General features: G+C 72.0%; 21 protein-coding genes. 9 read left to right on the forward strand and 12 right to left on the reverse strand.

The window, feature by feature from the left end:
- The first annotated feature begins 51 nt into the window (after window positions 1-51).
- The 3 genes from G567_RS0110745 to G567_RS0110755 all read left to right on the forward strand — a co-directional run bounded on the left by G567_RS0110745 (window position 52) and on the right by G567_RS0110755 (window position 2,957).
- Window positions 52-768, forward strand: coding sequence for an ABC transporter permease (locus G567_RS0110745; RefSeq protein WP_245585626.1), 717 nt, complete (start codon window positions 52-54; stop codon window positions 766-768).
- Window positions 769-962: 194 nt separating this feature from the next.
- Complete coding sequence (locus tag G567_RS28095; protein WP_245585621.1) at window positions 963-1,958, forward strand: COX15/CtaA family protein; 996 nt, start codon at window positions 963-965, stop codon at window positions 1,956-1,958.
- 27 nt (window positions 1,959-1,985) lie between these two features.
- Window positions 1,986-2,957 (forward strand): quinone oxidoreductase family protein, encoded by a 972-nt coding sequence (locus G567_RS0110755; protein WP_028929991.1) that lies wholly within the window; start codon window positions 1,986-1,988, stop codon window positions 2,955-2,957.
- Window positions 2,958-3,014: 57 nt separating this feature from the next.
- On the opposite strand, the gene G567_RS0110760 is transcribed toward G567_RS0110755, so the two are convergent.
- A complete protein-coding gene (locus G567_RS0110760; RefSeq protein ID WP_028929992.1) occupies window positions 3,015-3,956 on the reverse strand; it encodes a heme o synthase in 942 nt (313 codons plus the stop codon).
- Between the two features lie 323 nt (window positions 3,957-4,279).
- Between G567_RS0110760 and tkt the strand changes: the two genes are divergently transcribed.
- The 6 genes from tkt to G567_RS0110790 all read left to right on the forward strand — a co-directional run bounded on the left by tkt (window position 4,280) and on the right by G567_RS0110790 (window position 11,573).
- Window positions 4,280-6,367, forward strand: a complete 2,088-nt coding sequence (gene tkt, locus G567_RS0110765; protein ID WP_028929993.1) for a transketolase — start codon at window positions 4,280-4,282, stop codon at window positions 6,365-6,367.
- Window positions 6,368-6,412: 45 nt separating this feature from the next.
- Window positions 6,413-7,525 (forward strand): transaldolase, encoded by a 1,113-nt coding sequence (tal, locus tag G567_RS0110770; RefSeq protein ID WP_028929994.1) that lies wholly within the window; start codon window positions 6,413-6,415, stop codon window positions 7,523-7,525.
- A gap of 132 nt (window positions 7,526-7,657) precedes the next feature.
- On the forward strand, window positions 7,658-9,229 hold the full coding sequence (gene zwf, locus G567_RS0110775; protein ID WP_051232753.1) for a glucose-6-phosphate dehydrogenase: 1,572 nt from the start codon (window positions 7,658-7,660) through the stop codon (window positions 9,227-9,229).
- Window positions 9,230-9,341: 112 nt separating this feature from the next.
- Window positions 9,342-10,295 carry a glucose-6-phosphate dehydrogenase assembly protein OpcA gene (gene opcA, locus G567_RS28100; protein ID WP_037056743.1) on the forward strand — a complete coding sequence of 318 codons (954 nt, stop codon included), beginning with the start codon at window positions 9,342-9,344 and terminating at the stop codon, window positions 10,293-10,295.
- Window positions 10,295-11,077 carry a 6-phosphogluconolactonase gene (pgl, locus tag G567_RS0110785; protein ID WP_028929996.1) on the forward strand — a complete coding sequence of 261 codons (783 nt, stop codon included), beginning with the start codon at window positions 10,295-10,297 and terminating at the stop codon, window positions 11,075-11,077. Before opcA ends, pgl begins: the two co-directional genes overlap by 1 nt.
- A gap of 64 nt (window positions 11,078-11,141) precedes the next feature.
- Window positions 11,142-11,573 (forward strand): hypothetical protein, encoded by a 432-nt coding sequence (locus tag G567_RS0110790; RefSeq protein ID WP_028929997.1) that lies wholly within the window; start codon window positions 11,142-11,144, stop codon window positions 11,571-11,573.
- A gap of 118 nt (window positions 11,574-11,691) precedes the next feature.
- On the opposite strand, the gene G567_RS0110795 is transcribed toward G567_RS0110790, so the two are convergent.
- The 11 genes from G567_RS0110795 to uvrC form a co-directional block, all read right to left on the reverse strand.
- Window positions 11,692-12,951, reverse strand: a complete 1,260-nt coding sequence (locus tag G567_RS0110795) for a TrpB-like pyridoxal phosphate-dependent enzyme (RefSeq protein WP_028929998.1) — start codon at window positions 12,949-12,951, stop codon at window positions 11,692-11,694.
- 62 nt (window positions 12,952-13,013) lie between these two features.
- Window positions 13,014-13,937 (reverse strand): class I SAM-dependent methyltransferase, encoded by a 924-nt coding sequence (locus G567_RS0110800; protein WP_245585622.1) that lies wholly within the window; start codon window positions 13,935-13,937, stop codon window positions 13,014-13,016.
- Window positions 13,938-13,948: 11 nt separating this feature from the next.
- On the reverse strand, window positions 13,949-14,290 hold the full coding sequence (locus tag G567_RS0110805; protein ID WP_028930000.1) for an RNA polymerase-binding protein RbpA: 342 nt from the start codon (window positions 14,288-14,290) through the stop codon (window positions 13,949-13,951).
- 46 nt (window positions 14,291-14,336) lie between these two features.
- Window positions 14,337-14,573, reverse strand: coding sequence for a preprotein translocase subunit SecG (secG, locus tag G567_RS0110810; protein WP_028930001.1), 237 nt, complete (start codon window positions 14,571-14,573; stop codon window positions 14,337-14,339).
- Between the two features lie 99 nt (window positions 14,574-14,672).
- A complete protein-coding gene (gene tpiA / locus G567_RS0110815; protein ID WP_028930002.1) occupies window positions 14,673-15,458 on the reverse strand; it encodes a triose-phosphate isomerase in 786 nt (261 codons plus the stop codon).
- Between the two features lie 5 nt (window positions 15,459-15,463).
- Complete coding sequence (locus G567_RS0110820) at window positions 15,464-16,660, reverse strand: phosphoglycerate kinase (protein WP_028930003.1); 1,197 nt, start codon at window positions 16,658-16,660, stop codon at window positions 15,464-15,466.
- A complete protein-coding gene (gene gap / locus G567_RS0110825; protein ID WP_028930004.1) occupies window positions 16,657-17,670 on the reverse strand; it encodes a type I glyceraldehyde-3-phosphate dehydrogenase in 1,014 nt (337 codons plus the stop codon). Before gap ends, G567_RS0110820 begins: the two co-directional genes overlap by 4 nt.
- 130 nt (window positions 17,671-17,800) lie before the next feature.
- Window positions 17,801-18,784 (reverse strand): DNA-binding protein WhiA, encoded by a 984-nt coding sequence (whiA, locus tag G567_RS0110830; protein ID WP_028930005.1) that lies wholly within the window; start codon window positions 18,782-18,784, stop codon window positions 17,801-17,803.
- Window positions 18,785-18,830: 46 nt separating this feature from the next.
- Entirely contained in the window at window positions 18,831-19,865 is a 1,035-nt protein-coding gene (locus tag G567_RS28105; RefSeq protein WP_051232755.1) for a gluconeogenesis factor YvcK family protein, read from the reverse strand.
- Window positions 19,862-20,752 carry an RNase adapter RapZ gene (gene rapZ / locus G567_RS0110840; RefSeq protein WP_028930006.1) on the reverse strand — a complete coding sequence of 297 codons (891 nt, stop codon included), beginning with the start codon at window positions 20,750-20,752 and terminating at the stop codon, window positions 19,862-19,864. Before rapZ ends, G567_RS28105 begins: the two co-directional genes overlap by 4 nt.
- The gene (gene uvrC / locus G567_RS0110845; RefSeq protein WP_028930007.1) at window positions 20,745-22,724 is read right to left on the reverse strand and encodes an excinuclease ABC subunit UvrC; all 1,980 of its coding nucleotides are present in this window, start codon (window positions 22,722-22,724) and stop codon (window positions 20,745-20,747) included. Before uvrC ends, rapZ begins: the two co-directional genes overlap by 8 nt.
- Window positions 22,725-22,749 lie beyond the last annotated feature (25 nt).

Genomic DNA, 22,749 nt, shown 5'->3' on the forward strand with positions numbered 1-22,749 from the left:
TTCGCCCCCGGCACCTTCGCCCCGCGCCCCGGCCGTGGCTCGCTGGTGCGCATGCTCGCCGCGCAGTCGGGCACCGAGCTGCGGCTGGCGCTGCGCAACGGCGAGCAGCTGTTGCTCGCCCTGCTCATCCCGATCGTGCTGCTCGTCGGGCTGACCCTGCTCGAGGTGGTGCCGCTGCCCGAGCCCCGGGTGGCGTCCGTGGTGCCCGCGGTGCTGGCGCTGGCCGTGATGTCCGCGGCCTTCACCGGCCAGGCGATCGCGCTCGGCTTCGATCGCCGTTACGGCGTGGTGCGCAGGCTCGCCGCCACCGCGCTGCCGCGCTGGCTGCTCGTTGCCGGGCGGCTGGCCGCCGTGCTGGGGCTCGTGGCCGTGCAGACGGTTGTGCTCGGCGCGCTCGCCCTCACGCTGGGCTGGCGACCGCAGGCCGACGGGCTCGGCTGGGCGGTGCTGCTCGTGCTGCTCGGCTGCGCCGCGTTCGGCAGCCTGGGGATCCTGCTCGGCGGTTCGGTCCGTGCCGAGGTCGTGCTGGCCGTGGCCAACCTCATCTGGTTCGTGCTGCTGTTCGCCGGCGGCATCGTCATCCCGGCCGAGCAGCTCCCCGGCCCGCTGGGCACCGTGGCGACCTGGCTGCCCTCCGGGGCGCTCGCCGAGGGGCTGCGCACCGCGCTCGTGGACGGTCAGGGGCCCGGCACACAGCCGGTACTGGTGCTGGTGGGCTGGGCCGTGCTGGCGGCCATCGTCTCGGTGCGGACGGTCAAGCTCCGCTGACCGTGGGGATGGCCCGCTGACCCGGCTCCCTACCGGTGATCGGCGCGTGGGCAGCGGGCGCCGCGCCCCGCGCGGCTACCCCCGCCGAAACGCCGATCACGCCGGGCCCGCGCGGCGGCGAGCCACCCGGGCGAGCCGCACTCCCGCGGCGGGCTGCGAACCGGGGACGAGCAGGCGGCGCCTACGATCGGGTCGTGACTCGACCGTCATTGCTGGACCGCCTCCCCGCGACCCCGCCGGTGCTGATGCGCCGGCTGGCCCTCGCCGCCGTCGCGGCGCAGGCCGGTATCGCGGTGACCGGATCAGTGGTCCGGGTGACCGGATCCGGGCTCGGCTGCCCCACCTGGCCGGAGTGCTTCCCCGGCAGCCTGGTCCCGGTCGCGCACCCCGGGATCGCGGCGGTGACCCAGTGGGTCGAGTTCGGTAACCGGCTGCTGACCTTCGTGGTCATCACCGTCTCGGGGCTGTGCCTGCTCGCTGCGCTGGGCACCCGTCCGCGCAGGCGGCCGTTGACCTGGCTGGCCGCGGCGATGCCCCTGGGTGTGGTGGCACAGGCCGTGATCGGCGGCATCACGGTGCTCACCGGGCTGACCTGGTGGAGCGTCATGCCGCACTTCCTGGTCTCGATGGTGCTGGTCTGGCTCGCGGTCCTGCTCGTCGAGGCATCGACGGACGGAGACGGCCCGGTCCGGCTGCTGATCCCCCGCCCGCTGCGCGCGCTGGTCGCGGTGAGCAGCGTCGTGCTGGCGGCGCTGCTGGTCGCCGGCAGCCTGGTCACCAGCGCGGGCCCACACGCGGGTGACGCCGCGACGCCGCGCCTGAACGTCGGGATCGCCAACCTCGCCCAACTGCACGCCGACCTGCTCTTCGCCTACCTCGGCATGCTCGTCGGGCTCGGCTTCGCGTTGTGGGCCATCGGCGCACCGCCCACGCTGCGCCGCCGCTACCGGGTACTCGTCGCCGTCGTCGTCGCCCAAGGTGTGCTGGGCGGGGTCCAGTACGCCCTCGGCGTCCCGGAGGTGCTGGTCGCGCTGCACGTCCTCGGGGCCGCGGTCGTCACCGCCGCCGCCGCAGCGCTGTGGGCCGGCACCGCACAACGGCCGGTCCGGCCCGCGGCCCCGCAGGTGGACGACACCTCGGTCGTCGCGCGGCCGGAGATCCCGAGCGAGGCCGACGCCGTCCGGGCGTGATCCACAGCTGACCGAGGAGGGACGCGGATGCGTGCAATTCGGGTGAACAAGCCAGGGGGTCCGGAGGTACTCACCGTCACCGAGGTGCCCGAACCGGAGCCGGGGCCCGGCGAGGTGCTCGTCGATGTCGCGGCGGCGGGGGTCAACTACATCGATACCTACCAGCGGCAGGGCATCTATCCGATGGAGCTGCCGTTCGTGCCCGGGCTGGAGGGCAGCGGCCGGGTCCGCGCGGTCGGCGAGGGAGTGCCCCATTTCACCGCCGGTGACCGGATCGCCTGGGCGGAGGGGCTGGGGAGCTACGCGCAGGCCGCCGCGGTGCCGGCGGACAAGGCCGTCCCCGTACCGGACGGGGTGTCCGACGAGCAGGCCGGGGCCGCGCTGCTGCAGGGCATGACCGCACATTTCCTGGTCAACGACACCTATCCGGTCGCCGACGGCGATCCGATCCTCGTCCACGCCGCGGCCGGCGGGGTCGGACTGCTGCTCACCCAGCTCGCCGCGGCGCGCGGAGCCCGGGTTATCGGCACCGTCTCGACACCGGAGAAGGAGGAGTTCGCCCGCGCCGCCGGGGCTGCCGAGGTGATCCGCTACACCGAGGTCGACGACCTGGCGGCCGCGGTCCGCGACATCACCGGGGGACGCGGGGTGGCCGCCGCGTTCGACGGCGTCGGGAAGACCACCTTCGACGCGAGCCTCGCGAGCCTTCGCCGCCGCGGCGTGCTCGTGCTCTTCGGGGCGTCGAGCGGACCTGTGCCGCCGGTCGATCCGCAGCGGCTCAACGCGGCGGGCTCGGTGTACCTCACCCGGCCGAAGCTCTTCGACTACATCGCCGATCGCGAGGAGCTGACGGCCAAGGCCGCCGCGGTGTACGCCGCGGTCGTCGACGGATCGCTGGACGTGCGGATCGGGCACCGATACCCGCTGGCCGAGGCCCGTACCGCACACGAGGACCTGCAGGGCCGCAAGACGACCGGAAAGCTGCTGCTGATCCCCTGAAACCGCAGTTCGGCGAGGCCTGTGAGTGCGTAACAGTGTTAGAACACTGTTACGCACTCACAGGGGCCAGCCCAGGACGGGAAGGCCGATCGCGGCGTCGACGGCGATCGCGGCGAACAGCACGCACAGGTACAGGTTCGACAGGTGGAACACCCGCATCGGCGCCACCTCGCGACCAGCCCGGACCGCGGCGTCCAGCCGGTGGGCCTGGAGCAGGAAATACGCCCCGCCCGTCACCGCGACCGCGGTGTAGATCCACGAGGTGACGGGAAGGAGCAGCAGCGTCGAGACCACCATCACCCAGGAGTAGATGACGATCCGGCGCGACACCTGCGCCGGGGCGGCGATGACGGGCAGCATCGGAATGCCCGCAGCTGCGTAGTCGTCCCTGTAGCGCATCGCCAGCGCCCAGAAGTGCGGCGGCGTCCAGAAGAAGATCACGGCGAACATCGCCAGCGCGGGCCATTCCACGGTGCCGGTGACCGCCGCCCAGCCGATGACCACCGGCATGCAGCCCGCGGCACCGCCCCAGACGATGTTCTGCGCGGTACGCCGCTTGAGCAGCAACGTATAGACCAGCACGTAGAACGCGATCGCGGCCAGCGACAGCACCGCGGCCAACCAGTTCGTGGTCAGCCCGAGCCAGATCGAGCTGACGGCGGCCAGCGCGAGACCGAACACGAGCGCGTGCCGCTGCGGGACCTGCCCCTTGACCAGCGGGCGGCGCGCGGTGCGTTTCATCACCGCGTCGATGTCGGCGTCGACCACGCAGTTGAGCGCGTGCGCGCCCGCGGCGGCCATCGCCCCGCCGATCAGCGTCGCCACGATCAGCCAGATCGACGGGATGCCCCGCTCGGCCAGCACCATCGCCGGCACGGTCACCACGAGCAGTTGCTCGATGATGCGCGTCTTGGTCAGCCCGAGATAGGCGCGCAGAACGTCCCGTACCCGTTGCAGGCGGGCCGACCTGGCGACGCGACGCGCGCGACCGGGCGTCATGTCCGTCGATCCCCGATGGAACACCGGCGCGCTCACCAGTTGCTACCTCGCTCGCGTGGTGGTGGAGACGCCTTGGGTTGCCACGACCCCCACTACCGGACCGCGTCGATCGCCAACGTCTCGCTACAGCCTATTTCTCTCGCGTCTTTCTACAACGCGTCGATGGTAGCCCGGGGTATACGGCGGCGGGTGCTGGGGTAGACGCTGGGATGGACCGATCGGATGGATCACGCCGACCACCCCCGCGTGGCTAGGCTGGTCACCGAGCGGGCCCGCCGTGGTCGCGTACCACCGACTACCCACAAGGATTCAGGAGCACATCAGTGTCCGTGACCGACGATGTCGCCACCCTCACCCGCGCCGACCTGCCGCCCGACTGGTCGGACCTCGACCGGAGGGCGGTCGATACCGTCCGCGTGCTGGCCGCCGACGCGGTACAGAAGGTCGGTAACGGCCACCCCGGTACCGCGATGAGCCTCGCACCGCTGGCCTACGCACTGTTCCAACGTGTGATGCGTCATGACCCGTCCGACGCGGGCTGGATCGGGCGCGACCGTTTCGTGCTCTCGGCCGGCCACTCCAGCCTCACGCTGTACCTGCAGCTGTTCCTGTGCGGTTACGGCCTGGAGATCGACGACATCGCGGCGCTGCGCACCTGGGGCTCGAAGACCCCCGGCCACCCCGAGTACGGGCACACCCGCGGCGTCGAGACGACGACCGGGCCACTCGGCCAGGGCCTCGCCAACGCCGTGGGCATGGCGATGGCGGCCCGCCGGGAGCGGGGGCTGTTCGACCCGGACGCACCGGCCGGACGCAGCCCGTTCGACCACCAGATCTATGTCATCGCCTCGGACGGGGACATCGAGGAGGGGGTGACCTCGGAGGCCTCGTCGCTGGCCGGGCACCAGCAGCTGGGCAACCTCACGGTGATCTACGACGACAACAAGATCTCCATCGAGGACGACACGACGATCGCGCTGTCCGAGGACACCGCCAAGCGCTACGAGGCCTACGGCTGGCATGTGCAGGTGGTCGAGGGCGGGGAGAACGTCAGCGGGATCCTCGCCGCGCTGGAGGCGGCGCGGGCCGAGCCGGCACGCCCGTCGTTCATCCTGCTGCGCACGATCATCGGCTATCCGGCGCCGAACAAGATGAACACCGGCAAGGCGCACGGCGCGGCCCTGGGCGTCGACGAGGTCGCCGAGGTCAAGAAGATCCTCGGCTTCGACCCGGAGCGGCATTTCCAGGTCGAGCCGGAGGTGCTCGCGCACGCCCGCGGCGTCGTCGAGCGCGGCCGCGCGGCGCACGAGACATGGCAGCGGTCCTTCGACGAGTGGGCGGCCCGCGAGCCCGAGCGCAAGGCTCTGCTCGACCGGCTGCTGGGTCGCGAGCTGCCCGCGGGCTGGGCCGACGTGCTGCCCGCCTGGGAGCCCGACGCCAAGAGCATTGCCACCCGCAAGGCCTCGGGCGAGGTGCTCACCGCGCTGGCCCCGGTGCTGCCCGAGCTGTGGGGCGGCTCGGCCGATCTGGCCGAGAGCAACAACACCACGATGGAGGGCGCCGACTCCTTCGGCCCGCCGGAGACCTCGACCAAGATGTGGCAGGCCAACCCGTACGGACGCACGCTGCACTTCGGGGTCCGGGAGCACGCGATGGGCGCGATCCTCAACGGGATCGCGCTGCACGGCCCGACCCGACCGTACGGCGGCACCTTCCTGGTCTTCTCCGACTACATGCGTCCGGCGGTGCGGCTGGCCGCGCTGATGGGTGCGCCGGTCATCTACGTCTGGACCCACGACTCGATCGGGCTGGGCGAGGACGGGCCCACCCACCAGCCCATCGAACATCTGGCCGCGTTGCGCGCCATCCCCGGGCTCGATGTCATCCGCCCGGGTGACGCCAACGAGACGGCCGCGGCGTGGAGGGCCGCGCTGGAGCGCCCGGACGGCCCCAAGGCGCTGGCCTTGACCCGGCAGAACCTGGCGGTGCTCGCCGGGACCTCGCACGAGGGCGTCGCCCGCGGCGGCTACGTCCTCGCGGAGGCCTCCACCGGCACGCCGGCGGTGGTCCTCCTCGGCACCGGCTCCGAGCTGCAGATCGCGGTGGCGGCGCGGGAGGTGCTGGAGGCCGACGGCGTCCCCACCCGGGTGGTGTCGATGCCGTGCGTCGAGTGGTTCGACGCGCAGGACGAGGCCTACCGGGAGTCGGTGCTGCCATCCGGGGTGACAGCGCGGGTGTCGGTCGAGGCGGGCATCGCCCAGCCGTGGCACCGCTTCGTCGGGGACGCGGGCCAGACCGTCTCGATCGAGCACTTCGGGGCCAGTGCCGACTACCAAACCCTGTTCCGGGAGTTCGGGTTCACCACCGAGGCCGTCGTCGACGCCGCGCGACGGAGCCTGGCGAAGGTCTGATCCGGCTCCCCGAGCGGGCCATCACGTAAAGGAGATCTCGCGAGCATGAGCATCCATGAGCGGCTCGACGCCCTGGCGGACGCGGGCGTGTCCATCTGGCTCGACGACCTGTCCCGGGAGCGGCTGCAGACCGACAACCTGCGCGCGCTCATCACCGACTGGCAGGTCGTCGGCGTCACCACCAACCCGACGATCTTCGCCGCGGCGCTGGCCGAGGGCCAGGCCTACTCCGAGCAGATCCGTGACCTCGCCGCGCGGGGCGCCTCGGTCCCCGACACCGTCCGCGAGATCACCGTCGCCGACGTACAACAGGCCTGCGACCTGTTCAGCGGGACCTGGGAGACCACCGGCGGGATCGACGGGCGGGTCTCGCTGGAGGTCGATCCCGGCCTTGCCCGCGACACCGACGCCACCGTCGCTCAGGCGCTGGACCTGTGGAAGGCCGTCGACCGCCCCAACCTGCTGGTCAAGATCCCGGCCACCGAGCAGGGGTTGCCCGCGATCACCCGCGCGCTGGCCGAGGGCGTCAGTGTGAACGTCACGCTGATCTTCTCCGTGGAGCGCTACCGCGAGGTGATGAACGCCTTCCTGGGCGGGATGGAACAGGCCGCCGCGAACGGCCACCCGCTGTCGGCGATCGCCTCGGTGGCGTCGTTCTTTGTGTCCAGAGTGGACACCGAGATCGACAAGCGGCTGGAGGCGATCGGCACCGACGAGGCGTTGGCGCTGCGCGGCAAGGCGGGGGTGGCCAACTCGCGGCTGGCCTATGCGGCGTTCCGGGAGGTCTTCGCCACCGACCGGTGGAAGGCCCTGGAAGCCAACGGGGCGCGGGAGCAGCGTCCGCTGTGGGCGTCCACCGGGGTGAAGAACCCGGCCTACCCGGACACCCTGTATGTCACCGAGCTCGTCGTCGCCGGCACGGTCAACACGATGCCGGAGAAGACGATGCGGGCGTTCGCCGAGCACGGCGAGGTGCACGGGGACCGGGTCACCGGCACCGCGGCCGACGCCCAGCACGTCTTCGACGCCCTCGAGCGCGTCGGCGTCGACCTCCCCGATGTGTTCCGTGTCCTCGAGGACGAGGGTGTGCAGAAGTTCGACGCCTCGTGGGACGAGCTCGGCAAGACGGTGCAGGGTCAGCTCGACGCGGCCCGCTGAGCGTCCGGGCCGCGCCCGCCTCTCCTCGATCGGCTGACCGGTCCGTCGCAGGGCGTGGGTCGCACCGGCCGGCGGTGGGCACGAACCCGCCGGCGAGAATGTTGGACGCGACGAGGACTGGAGTGACGGGACATGTCCGCGAACACGGATCTGCTGGTCTCCGGTGAGCTGGGATCGAACAACTGGGTGAACCCGCTGCGCGATCCGCGGGACAAACGCCTGCCTCGGATCGCGGGCCCGTGCGGTCTGGTGATCTTCGGGGTCACCGGCGACCTGTCCCGCAAGAAGCTCATGCCGGCCATCTACGACCTGGCCAACCGCGGGCTGCTGCCACCGGGCTTCGCCCTGGTCGGGTTCGCCCGCCGGGACTGGGCCGACGAGGACTTCGGCGCGGTGGTCCACGACGCCGTCAAGGCGCATTCGCGCACACCGTTCCGCCAGGAGGTATGGGAGAAGCTCGCGCAGGGCTTCCGGTTCGTCCAGGGCAGCTTCGCCGACGACGACGCATTCGACCGGCTCGAACAGACCGTCGCCGATCTGGATCGGGTTCGCGGCACCAACGGCAATCACGCGTTCTATCTGTCGATCCCCCCGAGTGCCTTCCCGGTGGTGTGCAAGCAGCTCGCCCGTTCCGGGCTGTCGGCGCAGCACGGCGAGCAGTGGCGCCGGGTGGTGATCGAGAAGCCGTTCGGCCACGACCTGCGCTCCGCGATCGAGCTCAACACGATCGTGAACGAGGTCTTTCCCGAGGAGTCGGTGTTCCGCATCGACCACTACCTCGGCAAGGAGACCGTCCAGAACGTGCTGGCGCTGCGGTTCGCCAACCAGTTGTTCGAACCGATCTGGAACAGCCACTACGTCGACCACGTGCAGATCACGATGGCCGAGGACATCGGGCTCGGTGGTCGCGCCGGCTACTACGACGGCATCGGCGCCGCGCGCGACGTCATCCAGAACCACCTGCTGCAACTGCTCGCGTTCACCACGATGGAGGAACCGACGTCCTTCTCCTCGGACGAGCTACGGACCGAGAAGATCAAGGTGCTCAACGCGGTCAAGCTCATCGGCCCGTTCTCCGAGACCACCGCGCGCGGCCAGTACACCGGTGGTTGGCAGGGCGGCCAGCTGGTCAGGGGGCTCAAGGAGGAGGAGGGCTTCGACCCGAGCTCCAAGACCGAGACCTTCGCCGCGATCACGTGCGGGGTGGACACCCGGCGCTGGGCGGGGGTGCCGTTCTATCTGCGCACCGGAAAGCGGCTCGGTCGCCGGGTCACCGAGATCGCGGTGATCTTCAAACGGGCCCCGCACCTGCCGTTCGACTCCACGATGACCGAGGAGTTGGGGCAGAACGCGCTGGTGGTCCGGGTGCAACCGGACGAGGGCGTGACCATGCGGTTCGGCTCGAAGGTACCCGGCAGCCAGATGGAGGTCCGCGACGTGACGATGGACTTCGGCTACGGCACCGCGTTCACCGAGGCCTCGCCGGAGGCCTACGAGCGGCTCATCCTCGACGTGCTGCTCGGCGAGCCGTCGCTGTTCCCGGTCAACCGGGAGGTCGAGCTGGCCTGGCGGATCCTCGACCCGGTGCTCGACCACTGGGCCGCCCAGGAGGAAGGGCCCGACCCCTACCACGCGGGCAGCTGGGGGCCGGAGTCGGCCAACCGGATGCTGGCCCGCACCGGTCGCGTCTGGCGGCGGCCGTGAACGCCCGACCCCCCGTGAGCGCCCGACCCGCGTCGAGAACGAGGTTATGGGGTTCTTCCGGGGCCGAAGACAATCACAAGGTCGTTCTCGACGGGGCGGGGAGGAGCGAGGCATGATCGTCGATCTGCCGTCGAGCAACAGCGCGGCCGTCAACCGGAAGCTCGTGGAGCTGCGGGCCCGCGGCGGTGTGCTGGCGCTCGGCCGGGTGCTCACGCTGGTCATCGTCACCGACGACGGCGACCAGGTCGAGGACGCGATCGCGGCGGCCAACCACGCCAGCCGGGAGCATCCCTGCCGGGTCATCGTGCTGGCTCGCGGGCAGCGGCGGGCCGCGGCCCGGCTCGACGCCCAGATCCGCGTCGGTGGGGACGCCGGCGCCAGCGAGGTCGTGGTGTTGCGCGGGTACGGCCCGCTGGCCACCGACGAGCCGGGCGCCGGGATGGTCATGCCGCTGCTGCTGCCCGATGCGCCCGTCGTCGCATGGTGGCCGAACGAGGCGCCCGCGTGCCCGGCGGAGGACGCGATCGGAAGGCTCGCCCAGCGGCGGATCACCGACGCGCTGTCGTCGCGCAACCCGAACCGGGCGTTCGAGCAGCGCCGCGCCCAGCACGTCGCCGGCGATACCGACCTGACCTGGACCCGGCTGACCAGGTGGCGCGCGCTGCTCGCCGCGGCGCTGGACCATCCCCCACACGAGCCGGTGACCAGCGCCGTCGTGGCCGGGGAGACGGTGTCGCCCTCGACGGACCTGATGGCGGGCTGGTTGGCGGTGCGGCTGCAGATCCGGGTCAAGCGTTCCCCGGCGACCGGCGGCGGGGGCGGGATGGCGGCGGTGCGGCTCAACCGCAGGTCCGGCCCCATCGAGCTGGTCCGTCCGGACGGCAGGACCGCGACCCTGCGCCAGCCCGGCCAGCCCGACCGTATGATCGCCCTGACCCGGCGCAGCGTGCCCGACTGCTTGGCCGAGGAGCTGCGCAGGCTCGATCCCGACGAGATCTACGGCGCCGCGCTGGCGGGCATCAGCGAGGTGTCCCGTGGACGTACTCCGGTGAAGGCGGAACTCTGATGACCTGGGAGCCAGACGTCGTCGTCCATGCGAACCCGGACATTCTCGCGGCGGCCGCAGCGGCCCGGCTGGTCACCCGGCTGGTGGACCTGCAGTCCGCAGGGGCGGCACCGAAGATCGGCCTGACCGGTGGGGGGATCGGCATCGCGCTGCTCGAGCAGCTGCGCGCCGGGCCTGCCCGGGACGCCGTCGACTGGTCGCGCATCGAGTTCTACTGGGGTGACGAGCGCTTCCTGCCCTCCGGCAATCCGAATCGCAACGAGACCCAGGCCCGGGAGGCACTGCTCGACCACGTCCGGATCGACCCGGCGAAGGTCTTCCCGATGGGCGCCGACACCGGGACCGGGCCGGCCGGCGCGGAGGCTGTCGCGGCGGAGTACGCCGAGTTGCTGGCCGGCCGGGCGGCACCCGAGGATCACGGGCCGATGCCCACGCTCGACATCCTGCTGCTGGGCATGGGTCCGGAGGGGCATACCGCTTCGATCTTCCCGCATTCCCCCGCCGTCTACGAGACGGAGCGGACCGTCGTAGCGGTGCACGGCTGCCCGAAGCCCCCTCCGACCCGGATCACGCTGACCCTGCCGGCGATCCGCACCGCCGCCGAGGTGTGGATCCTGGCGACCGGGGAAGCCAAGTCCGCCGCGGTCGCGATGGCGCTCACCGGGGCCGGTGAGGTGGCGATCCCGGTCGCCGGGGCGCGTGGCCGCCGCCGCACCCGGTGGTTGCTGGACCGGACGGCTGCCGCCAAGCTCCCCCGCGACTTCGTCCCGCCCATCGCCTGACCACCTGTGAGTGCGTAACAGTGTTCTAACACTGTTACGCACTCACAGGGCTTGCTGAGCTGGGATGATGATGCTGACGGTGATCGTCGACGGCGCGAATGTCGTCGGTTCCCGGCCGGACGGCTGGTGGCGTGACCGCGCCGGTGCCGCGACGCGGCTGGCCGAGCGGCTGGACGGGGTGCTGGGCGCGGATTCCGGAGCGCTCACCCGCGCCCTCGATATCGCCGACGGCACGCCGCTGCGCGTGGTCCTCGTGCTGGAGGGCGCGGCCCGGTCGGCCGCGCCGCGGACGGCCGATCGGCAGCTGCGGGTTCTGCGCGCCGAGACCGACGGGGACACCGCCATCGCGGCGCTGGCCCGCGACCTCACCGCGACCGGCGAGGAGGTCGTCGTGGTGACGGCCGACCGCGGATTGCGCGCGCGGGTCCACGTGTCCGGCGCGCGCACGGTCGGCCCTGGCGCCCTGCTGCGGGCCTTGGACCCGACGAGCACGTAGGTACGCGGATCGGCGGAGTGCCGCAATGATCAGCATTTCGGCGGCGGCGAGCGCGCGTATCGCGGCTACCGCCGCCCATAGGCCGATCATGGGCGCTCGGCGAGCCCGGCCGCCGGGCTCAGCCCTGCTCGTCGAGCAACCTGCCGTGCAGGTAGTCGTCGTAGGCGGACAGGTCGAGGAACCCGTGGCCGCAGTAGTTGAACAGGATGACCTTCTCCTCGCCGGTCTCCTTCGCGGCCAGTGCCTCGTCGATCGCGGCGCGGACGGCGTGCGCGGCCTCCGGGGCGGCGATCTTGCCCTCGACCCTCGCGAACTGGACGGCCGCGTCGAACACCTTGCCCTGCGGATACGCCACGGCCTCCATCCGCCCGTCCCGGACCAGGGCCGATACCTGCGGCGAGTCGCCGTGGTAGCGCAGCCCGCCGGCGTGGATCGACGGCGGGACGAAGTCGTGCCCGAGGGTGTACATCGGCAGCAGCGGGGTGAACCCGGCGGTGTCGCCGAAGTCGTACTCGAACCGGCCCTGGGTCAGCGTCGGGCACGACACCGGCTCGACCGCGAGCAGGCGCACGCCGGCGTCCGGGACGAAGGGGAACGCGAGACCACCCAGGTTCGACCCGCCGCCGCACGGTGCGATGACGACATCGGGCAGCCGCTCCCCCGCCAGCTCGAGCTGCTCCTTCGCCTCGAGACCGATCACGGTCTGGTGCAGCAGCACGTGATTGAGTACCGAGCCGAGCGCATAGTGGGTGTCCTCGCGGGCGACGCAGTCGCGGACGGCGTCGGAGATCGCGGAACCGAGGGAGCCGGGGTGGTCGGGCTCGTCGACCGGGGAGGGGACGACCTCCCCGCCCCAGGTCTCGATCGCGACGCGCCGGTAGGGCTTCTGATCGTAGGACGCGCGGACCATGTAGACCTTGAGGTCGAGGTCGAACTGCGCGCACGCGAACGCCAGCGCGGTGCCCCACTGCCCGGCGCCGGTCTCGGTGGACAGCCGCGAGATGCCCTCGCGCTTGTTGTAGAACGCCTGCGCGACGGCGGTGTTCGGCTTGTGGCTGCCGGCGGGCGAGACCGACTCGTCCTTGTAGTAGATCCGGGCCGGTGTGCCCAGCGCCTGTTCCAGCCGGGTGGCCCGGACCAGCGGCGTCGGCCGCCACAACCGCAGGATGTCGAGCACCTCGCCGGGGATGTCGATCCACGGCTCCGTGGCGACCTCCTGCCCGATCAGCGCCATCGGGAACAGCGGGGCCAGGTCGTCGGGGCCGATCGGCTGCCGCGTCGCCGGGTGCAGCGGTGGGTCGATCGGCTTCGGCAGATGCGGCGTGATGTTGAACCACGCGCTGGGGATCGTGTCCTGAGGAAGGAACCAGCGAGTCATCGCCGCAGGTTATCGAAGTGTGGACCGATCCACGATCGCCCGTGCAGCCCCACCGAGGGCCGCTACCGCGCCGCGCCGGGCCGACGGTCCTCACCCGTGATCCGCACGACCACCTGCTCGTTGTCGATCGTGTAGGCCTCGTAGCGGAAGGTCAGCCCGGGATGGGCCGCCACATGGTCCCGCCAGGCGCGGGCCTCGTGGTCCTCCCAGCCCGGATAGTTGAAGAACTCGTCGAACACCACGACGCTGCCCGGTCCCAGCCGGGGACCGACGTGTGCCAGCACGGTCGCGGCCGAGCTGTGCAGATCGGAGTCGATGTGCAGCAGGTCGACGGGGCCGGGATGGGCGGCGAGGAAGCCGGGCAGGGTCTCGTCGAACAGGCCGACGACGATCTCGGCGCCGGACACCTCGGGCGGTCCGGCGATATCGTCGAAGACGCCGACCGGGAACCCGGGGCGCCAGGTCTCGGGAAGCCCGGCGAACGAGTCGAAGCCGTAGACCGCGTCATCGGGCCGGGACGCCGCGATCATCGCGAGGGTGCGGCCGGTGTAGACGCCGAACTCCAGCGCCATCCCGCCCTTCGAGGCGATGGCCAGCGCGTGCTCGAGGGTCGCCACCGGGGTCGGCAACGCGACCGCATCGGCCATCTCGTCGTGGACGAACCGGGCGCTCGTCGCGGCGGCGTCCCGTTCGCCCGCGGCCGCCAGATCGCGGCGGCCGCGCAACTCGGCCGCGCGGATCTCCGCGACCGCCCGGTCGGCCTCCGCGCGGACCTGCTCGCCGATATCCGATCGGAGTTCGGCGAGCTCCCGGTCCAGCTGCGCCGAGAGCTCGCCATACCCACGACGCACCTGCGCCACGATCGCGGCGTCCCGTTCGGATCGCCGCTCGGCCATGGCCGCGGCGACCGCGTCGCCGACAGCGCCGCGCATGAGGCGGCCGGCCGCGTGCGCCAGCCTCGCACTCAACGCGGCACGCAGCCCCACCGGCCTCCGCCCTACAACTCGCGCGAGGCCCGCAGCTTTCCCAGCGCCTCCTCGAGAATGGCGGCGCCGTCCGCGTCGCTGCGACGCTCCTTCACGTAGGCCAGATGAGTCTTGTACGGCTCGTTGCGCGGCGGCGCGGGTGGGCTCTGATGATCCCGGCCCGCCGGGAGCCCACAGCGCGGACAGTCCCACGCGTCGGGGATCTCGGCCTCAGCGGCGAAGGAGGGCGCCGTCTCGTGCCCGTTGGCGCAGTAGTAGGACACTCGCTCCCGAGGTGCGGCCTCGCCGCGCTCCGACTCGCCCATGGGGCCCGCACCCACCCGGGTTCCGCGGATCGCGTTCCCACCTGCCATCCCATGCCTCCTTCGTGCTGATGCCCGGCCGCGACCGCGGGATCGCTCAGCCCCCGACCTTGATCAGCATGCCGCTGCCGATGATCGCGATCAGCCAGATCGCGCCGGTGAACAACGTGAGCCGGTCGAGGTTCTTCTCCACGACGCTCGAGCCGGACAGGCTGGACTGCACGCCGCCACCGAACAGGCTCGACAGGCCGCCGCCGCGCCCGCGGTGCAACAGGATCAGCAGCACCAGCAGGATGCTGGAGACGATCAAGACGATCTGCAGGGCGAGCTTCATCCCATCCTCATTTGCTTCGGTCCCCCCAGGCTACCGGCAACTGCCGGCCTGGTTGACCGGGGTCACAGCCCCGGGGACGCGCCGGTCATGACGATGTCGTCACGGCAGTGGGCCGCCCGCGGCGATCGCGCAGAGCTGGGCGAACTCGTCGGCGTTCAGGCTCGCACCGCCGACGAGCGCCCCGTCGACATCGGCCTCCCCCACGATCTCGCCGACGTTGCCGGCCTTGACCGAACCGCCGTAGAGGATCCGCACCCCGGCGGCGGCCGCATCGCCATGGAGGGTGGCGACGGTGGCCCGCAGGGCGGAGCAGACCTCCTGGGCGTCCGCCGCGCTCGCCACCCGTCCGGTGCCGATCGCCCACACCGGCTCGTAGGCGACCACCAACGAGCCGGTCTGCTCCGCGGTGACCTTCACCAGCGCCGCGCGCAGCTGCCCGGTGGTGTGCTCGACGTGCCGGCCGGACTCGCGGATCTCAAGGCCCTCCCCGACGCACAGGATCGGCGTGATGCCGTGCCGGATCGCGGCCCGGACCTTGGCGTTGACCAGCGCGTCGTCCTCGTGGTGGTACTCCCGGCGTTCGGAGTGCCCGACGACGACGTAGCGGCAGCCCAGCTTCGCCAGCATCGCCCCGGAGACGTCGCCGGTGTAGGCGCCCGCGTCGTGCGGCGAGAGGTCCTGCGCGCCGTGCACCATCCTCAGCTTGTCACCGTCGATGACCGTCTGGACGCTGCGGATGTCGGTGAACGGCGGCAGCACCGCCACCTCGACCTTGTCGTAGTACTTCTCCGGCAGCGCGAAGGCGAGCTTCTGCACGCAGGCGATGGCCTCGAGGTGGTTGAGGTTCATCTTCCAGTTGCCGGCGATGAGCGGAATCCGTGCCATTGCCTCTACTTCTCCAGGACGGAGAGGCCCGGCAGCGCCTTGCCCTCCAGGTACTCCAGCGACGCGCCGCCACCGGTCGAGATGTGCGAGAAACCGGACTCGGGCAGGCCGAGCGCGCGGACCGCCGCCGCCGAGTCCCCGCCGCCGACCACCGAGAACGTCCCGTTCTTCGCGGTCGCGTCGACGATCACCTGCGCGACGCCCCGGGTGCCCGCGGCGAACGGCGCCAGTTCGAACACGCCCATCGGCCCGTTCCAGAACACCGTCTTGGCTCCGACGAGCACCCCGGTGAACGCGGCGACGGATTCGGGCCCGATGTCGAGGCCCATCCAGCCATCGGGGATCGCGTCGGCCGTCACCGTGCGGGTCGGGGCGTCGGCGGCGAACTTCGACGCCACCACCACGTCGGTGGGCAGCACGACCCTGCCGGAGGCGAGGAACCCGCGGCAGGCCTCGATCTGCTCGCGCTCCAGCAGCGACTCGCCGACGGAGTGTCCCTGGGCGGCGAGGAAGGTGAAGCACATCCCGCCGCCGACCAGCAGCGCGTCGACCTTGGGCAGCAGCGCCGAGATCACGGCGAGCTTGTCGGAGACCTTGGAGCCGCCGAGCACCACCGCGTAGGGCCGCTGCGAGGCGTGAGTCAGTTGCCGCAGCACCTCGATCTCCGCGCGCACGAGTTCGCCCGCGTAGGCGGGCAGATCGCGGGCCACGTCGTAGACCGAGGCCTGCTTGCGGTGCACCACGCCGAACCCGTCAGAGACGAACGCGCCGTCGGCCCCTGTCAGCGCGGCCAGCTCGCGGGCGAGCGCGGCCCGCTCGGCGTCGTCCTTGCTGGTCTCGCGCGGGTCGAAGCGTATGTTCTCCAGCAACACGACGTCGCCGTCGCGCATCACCCCGACCGCCGACTGCGCCTCGTCGCCGTGGTCGGCCAGGGTCACCTCGGTGCCGAGCAGCTCGCCGAGGCGCCGCGCCACGGGGGCGAGGGAGTACTTCGGGTCGGGAACGCCCTTGGGTCGCCCGAGATGGGCGGTGACGACCACCCGCGCCCCGCCGGACCGCAGCTTCGCCAGGGTGGGCACGGAGGCGCGGATGCGGCCATCGTCGGTGATGCGGTCGCCGTCCAGAGGCACGTTCAGGTCGGAGCGGACGAGCACGGTCCGACCCGCTACTCCTTTACGGAGCAGTTCGGGGAGGCTCTTCACAGCTTCGAGGCCACCAGGGCGGTGACGTCGACCAGCCGGTTGGAGTAGCCCCACTCGTTGTCGTACCAGCCCACCACCTTCACCTGGTTGCCGATCACCTTGGTCAGCCCGGCGTCGAAGATGCACGAGGCCGGGTCGGTGACGATGTCGGAGGACACCAACGGCGCCTCGGCATAGGACAGGATGCCCTTCAGCGGGCCCTCGGCCGCCGCCCGGTACGCGGCGTTGATCTCCTCCACGCTCGCCTCCCGGCGCACCTGCACCGTGAGGTCGGTGGCCGACCCGGTGGGGATCGGCACCCGCAGCGCATACCCGTCCAGCCGGCCGTTCAGGTGTGGCAGCACCAGCCCGATCGCCTTGGCCGCCCCGGTGGAGGTGGGCACGATGTTCAGCGCGGCGGCCCGGGCCCGGCGCAGATCCTGGTGCGGCCCGTCCTGCAGGTTCTGGTCCTGGGTGTAGGCGTGGATCGTGGTCATCAACCCCCGCTCGATGCCCAGCAGCTCATCGAGCACCTTGGCCAGCGGGGCCAGGCAGTTGGTGGTGCACGAGGCGTTGGACACGATCGCCTGCGACCCGTCGTAGGCGGTGTCGTTGACCCCCATCACCACCGTGACGTCCTCACCCTTGGCCGGCGCGGAGATCACCACCTTGCGCGCCCCGGCGTCGAGGTGCTTGGCCGCCGCCTCCCGGGAGGTGAACAGCCCGGTGGACTCGACCACCACGTCCACCCCGAGGTCCTTCCAGGGCAGCTCGGCCGGGTCGCGCACGGCCAGCCCCTTGAACCCGTGGCCGTCGACGATGATCTCCTCGTCGGTGGAGCGCACCTCGTAGGGCAGCCGGCCCAGGATCGAGTCGTACTTAAGCAGATGCGCCAGGGTCGCGTTGTCGGTGATGTCGTTGACCGCCACGATCTCGATCTCGGTGCCGCCGGCCCGGCGCTGCGCGTCGACCGCCCGCCAGAAGTTGCGGCCGATCCGGCCGAACCCGTTGACCCCCACCCGAACCGTCACCACGTGCCTCCCTGAGATATCGCCGGCGGTCCTCGATGGGACCCCCGCGCAACCTTATCCTCCGCGACCGGCCCCGCTGGTGGGAGACGAGGGGTGAAGTACGCCGCCGGCCCGTCGGGCCGGGCCGGGCTCAGGCCTCCTCGAGCAGCTCCGGGGTGACCGCGGACTCCGTGTCGGGGATACCCAGATCCGCCGCCCGCTTGTCTGCCATGTGCAGAAGCCTGCGGATCCGGCCCGCCACCGCATCCTTGGTCATCGGCGGATCGGCCAGCTGACCGAGCTCCTCCAGCGAGGCCTGGGTGTGCTCGGCACGCAGCTTCCCCGCGGCGCGCAGATGCTGCGGGACCTCCTCACCGAGGATCTCCAGCGCCCGCTCGACCCTGGCCGCGGCCGCGACCGCCGCCCGCGCCGAGCGGCGCAGGTTGGCGTCGTCGAAGTTCGCGAGCCGGTTCGCGGTCGCCCGGACCTCGCGGCGCATCCGCCGCTCCTCCCAGGCCAGCACCGACGAGTGCGCGCCCATACGGGTGAGCAGCGCGCTGATCGCGTCGCCGTCCCGGACGACCACCCGATCGGCCCCGCGGACCTCGCGCGCCTTGGCGGTGACCCCGAGCCTGCGCGCGGCACCGACCAGCGCCAGCGCCGCCTCCGGCCCCGGACAGGTGACCTCGAGCGCCGAGGACCGCCCCGGCTCGGTCAGCGAGCCGTGCGCCAGAAACGCGCCGCGCCAGGCCGCCTCCGCGTCGGCGAGATCGCCGGACACCACGAGCGGCGGCAGTCCCCGGACGGGACGGCCACGGCCGTCGAGCAGCCCGGTCTGCCGGGCCAGCCCCTCGCCGTCGCGGACCACCCGAATCACGTAGCGGGCCGCCCGGCGGATCCCGCCCGGCGCGATCACATGCGCCTCGCAGGTATGCCCGTAGAGCTCGTGGATGTCCCGACGCAGCCGCCGCGCCACCGACCCGGTGTCGACCTCGGCCTCGACCACCACCCGCCCCCCGACGATGTGCAGCCCGCCGGAAAAACGCAGCAGCGAGGCCACCTCGGCCCGGCGGCACGACGGTCTGGTGACCGTCAGCCTGCTGAGCTCGTCCTTCACCGCGGCCGTCATCGCCATCGCCGAGTCCTCCTGATCGCCGATCGCAGTGCGGGGAGCGCCACCGTCATGTCCTCCTCTCAGCCGTCTCCGGCCGGTCGGTCCCGCGGTGCCGGCCAGTCCGCCGCTGAGCGAAGGCGGCCAGCACGGCGCGCAGGGCCAGCGCCAGCGCCGTCGGGTCATGTCTGGGCACCGTAGGGTCCGCCGCGGCCACCGGGGCCAGGTGCACCCTTCCCCCGGGGACCAGCATGGTCTCGGCCGTGCGGTTGAGCTGCTGCAGTACCGGCACCGCAGCCACATCGGCGAGCACCGCGTCGACCAGCAGGCCGGGCGCGTGCTGGGCGAGAACGGCCAGGTGCTGCTCGGGGGAGAACCCGGCGGTCTCCCCCGGCTCGGGCGCGAGGTTGAGCACCACCACCCGCTGCGCCCGGGTCGTCATCAGCGCGTCGCGCAGCTCGGGGACGAGCAGATGCGGAAGAACGCTGGTGAACCACGAGCCGGGGCCGAGCAGCACGAGATCGGCGGCGCGGACGGCCGCGACCGCTTCGGAACAGGCTCGCGGGCGTTCCGGGCGCAGCCACACCCGCTGCACCCGCCCCGGGGTCGAGGCCACGGCGACCTGTCCGCGGATCCGGCTGGCGGCCCGCGGATCGTCGCCGAGGCCGGTCACCTCGGCCTCGATGTCGAGCGGGTCGCGGCTCATCGGCAGCACCCGGCCCCGCACGCCGAGCAGCCGGCAGACCTCGTCGAGGGCGGCCACCGGATCGCCGAGGACGTCCATCAGCCCGGCCAGCAGCAGATTGCCCACCGCATGTCCGGCCAGCGCCCCGGTGCCCCCGAACCGGTGCTGGACGAGCCGGACCCACAGCGCCTCGGCCGGGTCGGTGCCGTCGCCGTCGGCCAGCGCCGACAGGGCCATCCGCAGGTCGCCGGGGGGCAGCATGCCGAGCTCGCGGCGCAGCCGCCCGGACGAGCCGCCGTCGTCGGCCACGGTGACGACCGCGGTCACCTCGGTGATGACGTCGTCGAGGGCGCGCAGGGCGGTGAGCGTGGCGTGCAGGCCGTGCCCGCCGCCGAGCGCGACCGCCTTCAGGGCCGTCATTCCCGGCCCAGGTCGCGGTGCGCCACGCTCACCGCGACCCCCTCGGCGCCCGCCAGCCTGCGCGCCAGCTCCTCGCTGATCGCGACGCTGCGGTGCTTACCGCCCGTGCAGCCGACCGAGATGGTCAGATACCGCTTGCCCTCGCGCCGGTAGCCCGCGCTGACCAGGTGCAGCAGCTCCAGATAGCGCGTGATGAACTCCTCGGCGCCCTCCTGGCTGAGCACGTAGTCGCGCACATCGGCGTCGCGGCCGGTGTGCGGGCGCAGTTCGGGGATCCAGTGCGGGTTGGGCAGGAACCGGACGTCGACGACGAGGTCCGAGTCCATCGGGAGCCCGTACTTGTAGCCGAAGGACAGGACCGTGACGCGGGTGTCCTGGGCCAGCTCGGCGCCGAACGCCCGCTCCAGGGTGGCCCGCAGCCTCGGTACCGACAGGGTCGAGGTGTCGACGACGAGGTCGGCGGTCTCGCGCAGCGGGCCCAGCAGCTCGCGTTCGGCGGAGATCCCGTCGGAGAGCCTGCCGTCCCCCTGCAGCGGATGGCTGCGCCGGACCTGCTCGAACCGGCGAACCAGCACCTCGTCGGTGGCCTCCAGGAACAGCAGTCGCGGCCGGTAGCCGCTGGCGTCGAGGTCCTTGATGACCGAACCGAGATCGGCGGAGAAGGCCCGGCTGCGCACGTCCATCACGACAGCGATCCTCGTGATCTCACCGCGCGCCTTGGCTCCGAGCTCGACCATGGTCGCGATCAGCTCGGGCGGCAGGTTGTCGACGACGAACCAGCCGAGGTCCTCCAGCACCTTCGCCGCCGTGCTGCGTCCCGCTCCGGACAGCCCGCTGATCAGCGCCACCTCGATCCCGGTCGGGCTTGCGGTCCTGGCCTCAATCATCGGCGGCCTCCTGTTGCGCGGGACCGTTCAGCGCCGTGTGCACGGCGGCCGCGGTACGCGGCCCGAACCCGGGCACCTCGGCGATCTCCTTGGCAGCGGCGGCCTTCAGCCTGCGCACCGAACCGAAGTGTTTGAGCAGCGCCCGTTGCCGCGCGGGCCCCAGACCGGGGACCGCGTCCAGCTCGGAGGCGACCATACCCTTCGACCGGCGCTGCCGGTGATAGGTGATCGCGAAGCGGTGCGCCTCGTCGCGGACGCGTTGTAGCAGGTAGAGACCCTCGCTGGTGCGCGAGAGGATCACGGGATCGGGGTCGGCGGGTAACCAGACCTCCTCCAGCCGCTTGGCCAGTCCGCAGACGGCGACGTCGGTGATGCCCAGCTCGGCGAGGACGTCGGCGGCCGCCTCGACCTGCGGCGGCCCGCCGTCGACGACGAGCAGGTTCGGCGGATAGGCGAACTTGCGGGGCCGACCGGTGTCCGGGTCGATACCCGGGCGCACGACCGGGTCGGTCCCGGTCTCGGTTCCGTTCTCGGCCCCGGACTCGGCGAGGTAGCGGCGGAACCGGCGGCGGACCACCTCGGCGATGGCCGCCGGGTCGTTGCTACCGCTCCCCTCGGCGCCGCCGCGGATCTCGAAGCGGCGGTAGTCGGACCTGCGGGCCAGACCGTCCTCGAACACGACGAGCGAGGCGACCACATCGGTGCCCTGCACGTGGCTGACGTCGACACATTCGATGCGCAGGGGCGCCGAGTCCAGCCCCAGCGCGTCCTGGATCTCCTGCAGCGCCGCCGAGCGCGCGGTCAGATCGCCCGCCCGGCGCAGCTTGTGCTGGGTGAACGCCTCGGCGGCGTTGCGCGCGACCGTCTCGGCCAGTGCCCGCTTGTCCCCGCGCTGGGGTACCCGCAGCCCGACCCGCGATCCCCGCAGCCCGGTCAGCCACTCGGCCAGCGAGTCGGCGTCGGGCGGCAGCTCGGGCACCAGGATCTCCCGCGGGACGGGCTGGTGCGCGTCGTCGGCGGAGCCGGCGAGTGCAGCCTGCTCGCCGTAGAACTGGGTGAGGAACCGCTCGACGAGCTGCGCGGTGCTGGTGGGTTCCACCTTGTCGATCATCCAGCCCCGTTGTCCGCGGACCCGGCCGGCGCGGACGTGGAAGACCTGGACGGCGGCCTCGAGCTCGTCCTGGGCGAACGCGACGACGTCCGCGTCGGTCCCGTCGCCGAGCACCACGGCCTGTTTCTCCAGCGCGCGGCGCAGCGCGCCGATGTCGTCGCGCAGCCGGGCCGCCTTCTCGAACTCCAGGGCCTCGGCGGCCTCGTCCATCTGCCGCTGCAGCTCGCGGATCATCCGGTCGGTGCGCCCGGAGAGGAACTCGCAGAACTCCTCGACGATCGCGCGGTGCTGCTGCGCGCTGACCGTGCCGACACAGGGCGCCGCGCATTTGTCGATGTAGCCGAGCAGACAGGGCCTGCCGATCTGGCCGTGCCTGCGGAACACCCCGGCCGAACAGGTCCGCGCCGGGAAGACCCGCAGCAGCAGGTCGAGGGTCTCCCGGATCGCCCAGGCGTGGGCATACGGGCCGAAGTAGCGCACGCCGCGGCGGCGCGGTCCCCGATAGACGTGCAGCCGCGGATACTCCTCGTTCAGCGTCACCGCGAGGACCGGGTAGGTCTTGTCGTCGCGGTAGCGGACGTTGAACCGCGGGTCGAACTCCTTGATCCAGTTGTACTCGAGCTGGAGCGCCTCGACCTCGGTCGCGACCACGGTCCATTCGACGCGTGCGGCGGACATGACCATCTGCCGGGTGCGCGGGTGCAGTCCGGCCACGTCGGCGAAATAGGAGTTGAGCCTGCTGCGCAGGCTCTTGGCCTTACCGACGTAGATCACCCGGCCGCGTGGGTCGGAGAACCGGTACACCCCCGGAGCCTCCGGGACGGTTCCCGGGGCCGGGCGGTAGCTGGAGGGGTGGGCCATGGCCCCTCCAGCCTAGAGCCGCCGC

It is taken from the genome of Pseudonocardia asaccharolytica DSM 44247 = NBRC 16224 (assembly GCF_000423625.1).
GTDB classification, from domain to species: Bacteria; Actinomycetota; Actinomycetes; order Mycobacteriales; family Pseudonocardiaceae; genus Pseudonocardia; species Pseudonocardia asaccharolytica.

Coding starts and splice junctions, on each gene's coding strand:
- uvrC (WP_028930007.1), bottom strand. CDS start 22,724: ATGGCCCACCCCTCCAGCTACCGCCCGGCCCCGGGAACCGTCCCGGAG.
- whiA (WP_028930005.1), bottom strand. CDS start 18,784: ATGGCGATGACGGCCGCGGTGAAGGACGAGCTCAGCAGGCTGACGGTC.
- G567_RS0110755 (WP_028929991.1), top strand. CDS start 1,986: ATGCGTGCAATTCGGGTGAACAAGCCAGGGGGTCCGGAGGTACTCACC.
- G567_RS0110795 (WP_028929998.1), bottom strand. CDS start 12,951: ATGACTCGCTGGTTCCTTCCTCAGGACACGATCCCCAGCGCGTGGTTC.
- G567_RS0110745 (WP_245585626.1), top strand. CDS start 52: ATGCTCGCCGCGCAGTCGGGCACCGAGCTGCGGCTGGCGCTGCGCAAC.
- secG (WP_028930001.1), bottom strand. CDS start 14,573: ATGAAGCTCGCCCTGCAGATCGTCTTGATCGTCTCCAGCATCCTGCTG.
- opcA (WP_037056743.1), top strand. CDS start 9,342: ATGATCGTCGATCTGCCGTCGAGCAACAGCGCGGCCGTCAACCGGAAG.
- tpiA (WP_028930002.1), bottom strand. CDS start 15,458: ATGGCACGGATTCCGCTCATCGCCGGCAACTGGAAGATGAACCTCAAC.
- pgl (WP_028929996.1), top strand. CDS start 10,295: ATGACCTGGGAGCCAGACGTCGTCGTCCATGCGAACCCGGACATTCTC.
- G567_RS0110805 (WP_028930000.1), bottom strand. CDS start 14,290: ATGGCAGGTGGGAACGCGATCCGCGGAACCCGGGTGGGTGCGGGCCCC.
- G567_RS28105 (WP_051232755.1), bottom strand. CDS start 19,865: ATGACGGCCCTGAAGGCGGTCGCGCTCGGCGGCGGGCACGGCCTGCAC.
- rapZ (WP_028930006.1), bottom strand. CDS start 20,752: ATGATTGAGGCCAGGACCGCAAGCCCGACCGGGATCGAGGTGGCGCTG.
- G567_RS0110790 (WP_028929997.1), top strand. CDS start 11,142: ATGATGATGCTGACGGTGATCGTCGACGGCGCGAATGTCGTCGGTTCC.
- G567_RS0110760 (WP_028929992.1), bottom strand. CDS start 3,956: ATGACGCCCGGTCGCGCGCGTCGCGTCGCCAGGTCGGCCCGCCTGCAA.
- zwf (WP_051232753.1), top strand. CDS start 7,658: ATGTCCGCGAACACGGATCTGCTGGTCTCCGGTGAGCTGGGATCGAAC.
- tal (WP_028929994.1), top strand. CDS start 6,413: ATGAGCATCCATGAGCGGCTCGACGCCCTGGCGGACGCGGGCGTGTCC.